This window comes from Methylobacterium sp. 13MFTsu3.1M2 (assembly GCF_900112625.1).
Taxonomy (GTDB): domain Bacteria; phylum Pseudomonadota; class Alphaproteobacteria; order Rhizobiales; family Beijerinckiaceae; genus Methylobacterium.
Map to the genome: position 1 here is coordinate 1 of NZ_FOMM01000054.1, position 9,243 is coordinate 9,243.

Annotated in this window: 13 protein-coding genes; 8 read left to right on the forward strand and 5 right to left on the reverse strand. The window is 71.8% G+C overall.

The genetic code is table 11. From position 1 onward, the window contains the following. The 3 genes from BM314_RS29500 to BM314_RS29510 all read right to left on the reverse strand — a co-directional run. Positions 1-699 (reverse strand): polysaccharide biosynthesis/export family protein (locus BM314_RS29500; RefSeq protein ID WP_139237921.1); only part of this gene is annotated, 699 nt, incomplete at its 3' end. A 261-nt stretch (positions 700-960) separates the two neighbouring features. Then, entirely contained in the window at positions 961-1,209 is a 249-nt protein-coding gene (locus BM314_RS29505; RefSeq protein WP_020095669.1) for a Flp family type IVb pilin, read from the reverse strand. Between the two features lie 181 nt (positions 1,210-1,390). Beyond that, positions 1,391-1,687: a DUF3072 domain-containing protein gene (locus BM314_RS29510; protein ID WP_042675243.1), complete on the reverse strand. Its 297-nt coding sequence runs from the start codon at positions 1,685-1,687 to the stop codon at positions 1,391-1,393. A 174-nt stretch (positions 1,688-1,861) separates the two neighbouring features. Between BM314_RS29510 and BM314_RS29515 the strand changes: the two genes are divergently transcribed. The 7 genes from BM314_RS29515 (at position 1,862) to BM314_RS29545 (ending at position 7,486) form a co-directional block, all read left to right on the forward strand. Then, complete coding sequence (locus BM314_RS29515; RefSeq protein ID WP_051123786.1) at positions 1,862-2,428, forward strand: gluconokinase; 567 nt, start codon at positions 1,862-1,864, stop codon at positions 2,426-2,428. Between the two features lie 4 nt (positions 2,429-2,432). Next, positions 2,433-3,254, forward strand: a complete 822-nt coding sequence (locus BM314_RS29520) for a Cof-type HAD-IIB family hydrolase (RefSeq protein WP_091982093.1) — start codon at positions 2,433-2,435, stop codon at positions 3,252-3,254. Positions 3,255-3,422: 168 nt separating this feature from the next. Beyond that, positions 3,423-4,400 carry a lytic transglycosylase domain-containing protein gene (locus BM314_RS29525; RefSeq protein WP_091982096.1) on the forward strand — a complete coding sequence of 326 codons (978 nt, stop codon included), beginning with the start codon at positions 3,423-3,425 and terminating at the stop codon, positions 4,398-4,400. A gap of 343 nt (positions 4,401-4,743) precedes the next feature. Further along, positions 4,744-5,625 carry a helix-turn-helix transcriptional regulator gene (locus tag BM314_RS29530; RefSeq protein ID WP_020095664.1) on the forward strand — a complete coding sequence of 294 codons (882 nt, stop codon included), beginning with the start codon at positions 4,744-4,746 and terminating at the stop codon, positions 5,623-5,625. Positions 5,626-5,851: 226 nt separating this feature from the next. After that, on the forward strand, positions 5,852-6,703 hold the full coding sequence (gene cysE, locus BM314_RS29535; RefSeq protein ID WP_026605327.1) for a serine O-acetyltransferase: 852 nt from the start codon (positions 5,852-5,854) through the stop codon (positions 6,701-6,703). A 91-nt stretch (positions 6,704-6,794) separates the two neighbouring features. Then, complete coding sequence (locus tag BM314_RS29540; RefSeq protein WP_007565940.1) at positions 6,795-7,010, forward strand: DUF3126 family protein; 216 nt, start codon at positions 6,795-6,797, stop codon at positions 7,008-7,010. 146 nt (positions 7,011-7,156) lie between these two features. Further along, positions 7,157-7,486 (forward strand): DUF6949 family protein, encoded by a 330-nt coding sequence (locus tag BM314_RS29545; RefSeq protein WP_020095662.1) that lies wholly within the window; start codon positions 7,157-7,159, stop codon positions 7,484-7,486. Positions 7,487-7,492: 6 nt separating this feature from the next. Here the strand turns inward: BM314_RS29545 and BM314_RS29550 are convergent, their stop codons facing one another. After that, positions 7,493-8,200, reverse strand: coding sequence for a transglutaminase-like cysteine peptidase (locus BM314_RS29550; protein ID WP_026605326.1), 708 nt, complete (start codon positions 8,198-8,200; stop codon positions 7,493-7,495). 319 nt (positions 8,201-8,519) lie between these two features. On the opposite strand from BM314_RS29550, the gene BM314_RS29555 reads away from it, so the two are divergent. Continuing rightward, positions 8,520-8,777: a hypothetical protein gene (locus tag BM314_RS29555; RefSeq protein WP_012320711.1), complete on the forward strand. Its 258-nt coding sequence runs from the start codon at positions 8,520-8,522 to the stop codon at positions 8,775-8,777. 7 nt (positions 8,778-8,784) lie between these two features. Here the strand turns inward: BM314_RS29555 and BM314_RS29560 are convergent. Continuing rightward, positions 8,785-9,243: transglutaminase-like cysteine peptidase (locus BM314_RS29560; RefSeq protein ID WP_091683537.1), on the reverse strand; the 459-nt coding region annotated here is incomplete at its 5' end.

Genomic DNA, 9,243 nt, shown 5'->3' on the forward strand with positions numbered 1-9,243 from the left:
CGTGGTCAGCGGCACGGTCGCGGTCACCGGCCCGCGCGAGAGCCGCACGAAGGTCTCGTTGACCGGCGCGCGGTTGCCGCCGGCGGCGGCGATGACGTCGAGGATGCGGTCGCCGTGGCCTGAGAGCGGCAGGCGAGCGCCGGCGGCGCCCTCGCCGGTGACGGTGACGGCCTGGGAGATCGGGCGGGTGACCGAGACCAGCACCTGGGGCTGGATGGCCTTGCCGGCGAGCTCGTTCTCGATGAGCGCCTGGACGTCCTGGGTGCGGCGGCCGGCGACCTTGATGCGGCCGGCATAGGGCACCGAGATGGCGCCGTCGCGCCCGACGGGCTGCTCGGGGATGAGGGCGGACTTGGATCCGGCGGAGAAGCGGTCGGCGACCAGCGGCCCGGAGAACAGGCCGCCGGACCCGGCCTCCCAGACGGAGACCGAGACCATGTCGCCGATGCCGATGACCGGCTCGGAGGAGGGGCGATGGTCGCCGAAGGAGGCGAGCAGGCTGTCGAGGGGGCGGCCGCGCAGGGCCTCGACCACGGAGGGGGTGACGTCGATGATCTCGTAGCGGGCAAGGATCCCGCCGTCGGCCGTGGCGACCTCGGCCCCGGCCTGGATCGCGCTCGCCGTCGGACCCGCCGCGGGCAGGTACGTGCAGCCCGACATCGCCGTGACGGCGAGCAGGACGAGGGGAAGTTTGCGCATCCAGATGTTGCCCATCGGTATTGCCGAGCCCGTGCCTAGCCCATAGCGGCCCAGGTGTCCGTAGCGGGTGAGCCACACTCCGCCCGCCACGACCGAGACTGCTAAGTCATCCTCGTTAAGCACAGCTTTTTCGGGGCACAGGGACGACGAATGCCGGGCGCAGCGCGCGCTGCTGAAATATCGGGACACAAATCCGAGCGCTGTCGACGGTAACGAGTCGGCCCATCGACTCCAGGGCCGCACGGCCCCGGCGCGATCCGCTCACTGACCCTGTGTCACCGCCGCGGTGATGTCGCCGTAGACGGCGCTGACGCGGGACACGTAGTAGCGGATGCTGCCGACCGCGACGAGGAAGATCAGGCCCCCGAGCAGGGCATACTCGGTCGCGGTGGATCCGCGGACGTCGCGGGCGAAGCGCGCGGTCGCGACAGGGATCCGATCCGTCAGGGCGGCCGCCGCCCGGGATCGCACCGCGCGCCGCCCCGCCCCGTCGCCGCCCGGCTCATCCATGGTCGAACGCGCCTTCCCGTCCCGCCGTCCGCGTGGCCTCACGCGCTCGGAAGGCTGTTACCGGCCCGCGCTTGCCGCCGGCTTAACGAAGTGTCCGAAACAGGGCATCGGGCTGATTCCGGGCGGGATATGCACCGCCCCGCGCGGCGGGCGCGCCCGGCGAGGGCGCGCCCGCGACGGCTCAGGCGTGGCCGGCCTTGTGGCGCAGGTCGTCGATCCGCTTGGAGGCCTCGGCCTTGTCGAGGTCGGGATCGAACGCCTTCGGCTCCTTCGCCTCCTCGGAGAGCGTCTTCAGGTAGGAGGCCTGCGCGCCGGTCATCGGCTCGCCGCCGGTGGTCCACTGGTCCGGATCCTTGATCTGGTTCGACACGTCCTTCGGGTCGGTCTTGGGGTTCTCCGGCGCGTTCTGGCGCGCATCCTGGCGCCCTCCAGAATCCCGATCGGCCTTCGACGTCGCCTTCGCGGTGGTGGTAGCCATGCGACTCATGTTCCCTAAATGTTCGCGTTCTGGGTCGTCAACGCGGCCCGCGGCGCGACGGTTCCTGCCGACACGGCGGCAACGTCGGGCGCGGCGATCTTCCCTTCCGCGCGCGCGCTCCGCATGATCGTGACGCGCGGCGCCCCGGCGCGCCTCGGAGCCACGGTGGTCCGGATGACGTCCCAATCAGACCCGCCATTCGATGCCGGGACGGCCGCTCAGGTGCTCGTGGTCATGGGCGTCTCGGGGTCCGGGAAGAGCACCGTGGCGGCGCTGATCGCCGAGAAGCTCGGCTGGATCTTCGTGGACGGCGACAGCTTCCACGCGCCGGAGCACGTGGCGAAGATGCACGCGGGCCACGCCCTCGACGACGCGGACCGCGCGCCGTGGCTCGCCCGGATCGCGACCTGGATCCAGCAGCGCCTCGACGCCGGCGAGTCCGGCGTGGTGGTCTGCTCGGCGCTCCGGCGCGCGTACCGGGACGTCCTCACCCGGGGCAGCCGGCGGGTCCGCATCGTCTACCTCGACGGCGACAAGGCCCTGATCGCGCGGCGCCTCGCGGAGCGCCAGGGTCACTTCATGTCGCCGCATCTCCTGGACAGCCAGTTCGCCACCCTCGAGGTCCCGGGCCCCGACGAGCACCCGATTACCGTCGGGATCCTCGAGCCGCCCGAGGCGATTGCCGACCGGGTCGTGGCGGAACTCGCCACCGCTGCGCGCCGGGATCCGGGTGGGGAGTGACGCGATGACAGCAGGTACCGGCAAGGCCGCGGGGATTGCCCTGGTGATCTCGGACGTCGACGGCACCCTGGTCACCGGGGACAAGCGCCTGACGGCGGCGACGGTGGTGGCCGTCCGCCGCCTGCGCGCGGCCGGGATCGGCTTCAGCATCGCCTCGGCGCGGCCGCCGATCGGGCTGCGGAGCCTTGTGGCGGAGCTCGGCCTCGACCTGCCGATGGGGGCCTTCAACGGCGCGAGCGTCGTCCGGCCGGACCTGTCGATCATCGAGGAGCGGACCATCCCGGAGCCGGCGGCCCGGGCGGCCCTCGACCGGCTCCTGGCCGAGGGGCTGGACGTCTGGGTCTTCGCCGACGGCGCGTGGTGCCTGCGCGACCCGGACGGTCCCTACACCGACCTGGAGCGCCGCACGATCGACGCGGAGCCCCGGGTCGTGCCGGATCTCGGAACGCTCATGGGTACGGCCGCCAAGATCGTCGGCGTCAGCCGCGACCACGCCCATCTCGAGGCCTGCGAGACGCGAATCGCGGCGGCGCTGGCCGGCCGGGCCACCGTCCACCGCTCGCAGAAGTACTATCTCGACGTGACCCCGCCCGATCTCGACAAGGGTCGCTTCGTCGCCTGGATGAGCGCGCATCTCGCCATCCCGCGCGAGCGGATCGCCACGTTCGGCGATGCCGGGAACGATCGCCCGATGTTCGCACAGAGCGGCTACTCCGTGGCGATGGGCAATGCCGAGGCGAGCGTCCAGGCGGCCGCCAGCGCGGTCACGGACAGCAACGACGCCGACGGGTTCGCCCGCGCGGTCGAGCGCTTCATCCTTCCCTGACCGGCTCCCCAGACCGGCCGACCGCGTCCGCGCGCCGCCCTGTGGCGCGCGGATCACAAGCACGCCCGTCGCCCCGGCCGCCCACAGGCTGCCGAACGGGGGCCGCTTTCCGGCCTCATTTCCCCGTGACCTAGCTTGACTACAGAACAAGCAGCACCGGGTCTCGGAATGCATCGCCTCATCCTGGCCGCCGTCCTCGCGGTCGCGCCCGCCGCCGCCTTCGGGCAGGGCGCGCGCGACAATATCGACGCGTTGATCGAGCAGCAGGCGAAGGCGAACGGCGTTCCGGCGAGCTTCGTGCACGCCGTGGTCAAGCGCGAGAGCAACTACAATCCGCGGGCGAAGGGCGGCAGCGCCCTGGGTCTCATGCAGATCAAGCACGCGACCGCGCGCGGCATGGGCTACACCGGCGACGCCGCCGGCCTGTACGATCCGGAGACCAACCTGCGCTACGGCGTGGCCTATCTGGCGGGCGCCTACCGCACGGCCAAGGGCAACGTCGCCCAGGCCTACCAGTACTACAACCGCGGCTACTACTACGCCGCCAAGCGCCAGGGCATCTCCACCGAGGTCGCCTCGGTGGTCGCCCCCGTGGCGGCGTCGGCCAGCGCCCTCGCGAGCCTGTTCGGCGGCGGCGTCGCCGACTCCAAACCCAACCCCGCGGCCGCCGCCCTGGCCTACGCGCCGACGGCCGCCGCCGTGGCGGAGGTTCCGACCGAGACCGTCGAGGTGCCGCTGCCGCCGCGCCGGCCCGCCGCCCTGGCCGGCGCCGCGGTCGAACTCGCCAGCCTCTCCATCGACCCGGCCGCAGGCGCGACCCCGGCCGCCCCGCAGGCCGCCTCGGTTCCCTCCGTGGAGGTGCCGCTGCCGCCGCGCCGACCCACCGCCCTCGGGAGCGCGGAGGCCTCGCCGGCGCAGATGGCGGAACTCCGGCTCTCGCCGCAGCCCGCGGCGGCCGCCACCCCGATGACCCCCGCGGCCGCTTCGGCACCGGCCACCGAGGCGGCGGTCGAGGCGGTCGAGGTGCCGCTGCCGCCGCGCCGTCCGTCGCTCCAGATGCTCGCCGCCGCGACGCCGCGGCGCGCTCCGGCCGCCGCGGCGGTCGCCGCGCCGGTGCGCGAGGCCACGGCCCTGCCGGTCGAGTAGCGCGCCCGCTCCGGCGCGGGCGCAGACCGCCGATCGCCCGCCCGGCCGGCCCTTCTGCCCACACAAGGATCATGCCCAAGGCTTGACCATCGGGTCGATCCGCAACACATAGGCGCCACGCCAGCAACGTGGTTGGATCGTTACGGTACGGACCGGCGCCGCGAGACAGCGGCCGTACGCGGGTGGCGCACGACGGATCTCAGGGCAGGAAACGCCGGTCTACACGCGCACGTTCTCAGGCAGCTTCCTGTCTGGCGGAACGCCAAAGCGCGATGGATCTCGAAGCGGCAGGCATGCAGGGCAAGGACTCTGCTTTCGAGCTGGCAGGAAAGCGGACGGCGCCATGACCGGCGTGGAACAGGAATCTCTCTTTCTCACGGACCTCGGGCGACGCGTCAGGCACGCGCGCACCGTGCGCGGGCTGTCGCGCAAGGTTCTGTCGCAGACCTCGGGCCTATCCGAGCGCTACATCGCGCAGCTGGAGGGCGGCCAGGGCAACGTCTCGATCATCCTGCTGCGGCGGGTGGCGAACGCCATGGGTGTGCGGCTGGACGACCTGATCACCGGCAACGACGCGCTGCCCGACTGGCCCGTGGTGCGCGACCTCCTCGCCCAGGCGAGCCCGGCCCAGATCGTCGCCGCCAAGGAGGCCCTGTCCGGCGGCAGCCGGCCCGAATCGAGCAACCGGCCGCGCGTGGCGCTGACCGGACTGCGCGGCGCCGGCAAGTCGACCCTCGGCAAGCTCGCGGCCGAGCGCCTCGGCTGGACCTTCGTGGAGCTCAACGCCGAGATCGAGCGGGAGAACGCCCTCTCGGTCCAGGAGATCTTCGCGATCTACGGCCAGGAAGGCTACCGCCGGCTCGAGCAGGCGGCCTTGCGGCGCCTGACCGAGCATCCCGGTCCGCTGATCCTCGCGACGAGCGGCGGCATCGTCGCGGAACCGCTGACCTACGATTTGCTCCTCCAGGCGTTCTACACCATCTGGCTGCGCGCCCGGCCGGAGGAGCATATGAGCCGCGTCCGCGAGCAGGGACACCTCGCCACGACGGGCGACCACGCCTCCGCGATGCAGGAGCTGCGCGCCGTGCTGGCGAGCCGCGAGCCGCTCTACGCCCGGGCCCCGGCGACGGTGGATACCTCCAACATCCCTGTCCAGACGATGCTGGACCGCCTGACGGCGGCGATCGAGGCGCGGTTCGGGCAGGGCGTGCCGCTGGCGGACTGACCCGCCCGCGTTCGCTGACAGCCATGCGACCGATGCGACCCCCGGGCCGCGCCGGCCCTTGATCGCCGCGGTGCAGCGCACCACGCTAGGGCAGTACCCGCGGTCCGTCGCCGCCGCTGCCGTCTCTCCGGGCGGGACAACCACCCCGCCCGAGCGGGCGCTGGACCGGCCCCGCCCCACGCGCGACCGGCAGACCCTGCGAAGTCCCGGACATGAGCATCCGACTATGAGCGCCAGTCCTGCCTTCACTCACCCATCGCATGACCTCGCGGTCGTCGACCCGGTCTGGTCGCGGTTGCGGGACGAGGCGGAGGATGTCCTGCGGACCGAGCCGCAGCTCGCCTCCTTCATCGTCGCCACCATCCTGAACCACACCACGCTGGAAGGCGCGGTCTCCCACCGGGTCGCGGCGCGGCTCGGGCACCCGTCGCTCCCGGCCGAACTCGTCGCCCACGCCTTCCACGAGGCGATCACGGTCGATCCCGGAATCGGCCAGGCGTTCCGCGCCGATATCGGCGCGGTGATCGACCGGGATCCGGCGACGCTCCGGGCCCTCGAACCGGTCCTGTACTTCAAGGGCTTCCACGCCCTGCAGGCCTACCGCCTCGCCCACCATGTCTGGAACCGCGGTCGGCGCGACCTCGCCCTCTACCTCCAGAGCCGGGTCTCGGAGGTGTTCCAGTGCGACATCCATCCGGCGGCGCGGATCGGGCGGGGCGTCTTCCTCGACCACGCCACCGGCCTCGTGGTCGGGTCGACCGCGGTGATCGAGGACGACGTGTCGATCCTCCACGCCGTGACCCTGGGCGGCACCGGCAAACAGCGCGGCGACCGCCACCCCAAGATCCGCCGCGGCGTGATGATCGGCGCCGGCGCCAAGATCCTGGGCAACATCGAGGTCGGGGCCTGCGCCCGAGTGGCGGCGGGCTCGGTGGTGCTGCGGCCGGTACCGCCGAACACGACGGTCGTCGGCGTGCCGGCGCGCGTGGTCGGCACCGCCGGCTGCGACGATCCGGCCCGGGCGATGGACCAGCTCGTCGCCCTCGATCAGTTCATCCACCTGGGCGACGGGATCTGACCCGGGGCCGTCGCGCTTGCCGCTCCGCCCGCGGCGTGGCAAGCCCTCGGCCCATCCGCGGCGCCAGCGCCGCCAGGGGAGATCGACCAGCGTGACCAAAGCCGAGACCGCGAAGCTTCAGGACTATCTGCGCCGCAAGTTCGCGAACAACAATATCCGCCTCACCGCGATGAAGACCGGCGACTCCGCCGAGGTGTTCATCGGCGAGGAGTCGATCGGCGTGATCGCCGACGACAAGGAGGACGGCGACGATTCCTTCGTCTTCCGGATGGCGATCCTCGACATCGATCTCGAGGAAGAGGCCTGAGGCCCCGCGCTCCGGCCGGACCCGCGTCTCGGATCGGGTCCCGCCGGCCGCACCTGTGCACGGATTAACGCTAACAAAGACTCGTGCTTAACAACGGGTAAACGGCGTGAGTACAGTGCGCGCAACCTGTATCAGGAGCGCGAATAATGGTCCTCACGCCCGTCGCCCTCGAGTCGATCCGGACCCTCTGCATCGGACTGGCGCTGTCTGGCCTGATCGCCAGCGCCTTCGAGCTGTTCGCGGCGCGGCGGGCGAGCTTCAGCCTGCTGGAGCGCGGTGGTCTGCCGGCGGTCGCTGCCCTGCCGATGCTGGCCTTCTCGGCGCCGTTCATCATCCTGCGCAACACGGTGCGCGGCCGGCGGATCGAAGGGCGCCCGATCCCGTTCGTGATGCTGGCGACGGTCATCGCGTGCGGCTGGAGCCTGCTCTCCGGCCGCGTCGCCCTCGACCTCGCCGCGATGCTGGTCGGCGCCTGACCGGGTTCAGGGCTCGGCGGTGGCCACCTGCGCGGTCCCGTCCTTGCCCTCCAGGGACACCCACGCCGCGCCGTCCTGGCCGGCCCGCTTGATGAAGTTGTAGCCGGTGCGGCGCCAGGAGCGGATCGCGTCGGTCTTGTTGTCGAGGATGAAGTCGCCGCGGTCGGTCCGGACCGTCAGCACCGCGTGGCCCTCGTTGGTCTCGTCGATCACCACGGTCATCAGCAGGGCGCGCCGCGGCAGGCCGCGCTCCACCAGCATCCGCCGCTTCAGCAGTTGGTAATCCTCGCAATCGCCGAACCCGTCATCGGGGAAGTCCCAGCGGTCGACGACGCCCCAGTGCGCCTGATCGGTGATCGGCCGGATGCGCGCGTTCACGCGGCGGTTGACGCTCTGCAGGGTCCGCCACACCGCCACGGTCAGGGAAATCTCGGCCGGCTCGGCCGTGTCGACCGTGCATTCCTGAGGCGTGCGGGCGCAGAAATCCGTCCAGCCCGCGATCGCCCGCACCGGCCCGGTCGGTTCGGCGGCGGTCACCTGATCCGGCAGGACCAGCCGCGCGTGGGCGTGAGTCGTGGCGCCGCCCATCGCGAGGATCGTGCCGAGCAGGGCGAAACTCGCCGCCTGCCGCGCGCGGCACGCCGCGTGCGTCCACCCGCGCCAACGGAGCGGGCCGAAGACCTGACACGAGATACCGCCATCCGCGTGCCGCATGGTTCAAGCCCCCGCCGCCCGATGATGACGGAAGGGTGACACGGCCACGTGCGACGCACAATGGGTCAGGGCGAGGCAGCTAACGCGCGGGCAGCCGTATCGGTTCCGATTTAAGAGAGTGTTGCATCCGCGGGGCTGGCCGAAACCGTATGCACTGAGTGAATAGCCGCTCTGCGCCTTCTCGGAAGGCCTTGATTCAGGTCAGCTTTGCCGGCTTCTCAGCACGGCTCGCACGGGGGATTCGCGGCGGGCTCGATCGAGACGCGTGAAGCCGGCCAGCCCGTCGCCGACGGGGCCGCACCCCAGGAAAGGACCCGCCATGCAGCCCGCCATCCAGCAGGTGATCAGAGCGCTCGCCGAAGATGGTCGGGCCGGCGCGATCAATATCGCGGAGCACGCGGTCGATTCCTACCTCGCCGACGCGCCGAGCGAGGGCGACAGGGCGCTGTCGCGGGACATCCTGGTCCGGGATCTCGCCAGTCTCCGGGGCGTCGCCCCGCATCTCGCGGCCTTCATCGGCCGGGTGGAGTCCTACGTGGCGAGCCTCGCCCAGCCGTCGCTGAGCCGGGCGGCCTGAGGCCGCGTCACCGGTTTGCGGTGGTGACCGGGGAGGTGACGCCGCCGAGGGAGACCCAGGCGACGGCGTCCTGGCTCTCGCGCTTGATGAACACGTAGCCGGTCTTGTGCCAGGGCAGGATCGCGCTGGTCTTGTTGTCGAGCACCAGGTCGCCGCGGTCGGTGATCAGGGTCAGCACGGCGTGGCCCTCGCCCTTCTCGTCGATCACCACGGTCATGCGCATCGCCCGCCGCGGCAGGCCGGCCTCGGCCAGCATGTGGCGCTTGAGCAGCTGGAAGTCCTCGCAGTCGCCGATGCCGTCCTCGGCCAGGTCCCAGCGGTCGGCCACGTGCAGGTGGTCCTGGTCGGTCATCGGCTCGATCGCCTTGTTGACCCGCCGGTTCACCGACACGATCGTCGCCCAGGTGGCGGGCGTCAGGCTGATCCGGGCCGGCTCGCCCCGGTCCAGCGCGCACTCCGCCGCGTA

Excerpts from the sequence above, each read along its gene's own strand:
- BM314_RS29515 (WP_051123786.1), top strand. The coding sequence starts at position 1,862 with ATGACGTCCCAATCAGACCCGCCATTCGATGCCGGGACGGCCGCTCAG.
- BM314_RS29545 (WP_020095662.1), top strand. The coding sequence starts at position 7,157 with ATGGTCCTCACGCCCGTCGCCCTCGAGTCGATCCGGACCCTCTGCATC.
- BM314_RS29530 (WP_020095664.1), top strand. The coding sequence starts at position 4,744 with ATGACCGGCGTGGAACAGGAATCTCTCTTTCTCACGGACCTCGGGCGA.
- BM314_RS29525 (WP_091982096.1), top strand. The coding sequence starts at position 3,423 with ATGCATCGCCTCATCCTGGCCGCCGTCCTCGCGGTCGCGCCCGCCGCC.
- BM314_RS29520 (WP_091982093.1), top strand. The coding sequence starts at position 2,433 with ATGACAGCAGGTACCGGCAAGGCCGCGGGGATTGCCCTGGTGATCTCG.
- BM314_RS29505 (WP_020095669.1), bottom strand. The coding sequence starts at position 1,209 with ATGGATGAGCCGGGCGGCGACGGGGCGGGGCGGCGCGCGGTGCGATCC.
- BM314_RS29555 (WP_012320711.1), top strand. The coding sequence starts at position 8,520 with ATGCAGCCCGCCATCCAGCAGGTGATCAGAGCGCTCGCCGAAGATGGT.
- BM314_RS29550 (WP_026605326.1), bottom strand. The coding sequence starts at position 8,200 with ATGCGGCACGCGGATGGCGGTATCTCGTGTCAGGTCTTCGGCCCGCTC.
- cysE (WP_026605327.1), top strand. The coding sequence starts at position 5,852 with ATGAGCGCCAGTCCTGCCTTCACTCACCCATCGCATGACCTCGCGGTC.
- BM314_RS29510 (WP_042675243.1), bottom strand. The coding sequence starts at position 1,687 with ATGGCTACCACCACCGCGAAGGCGACGTCGAAGGCCGATCGGGATTCT.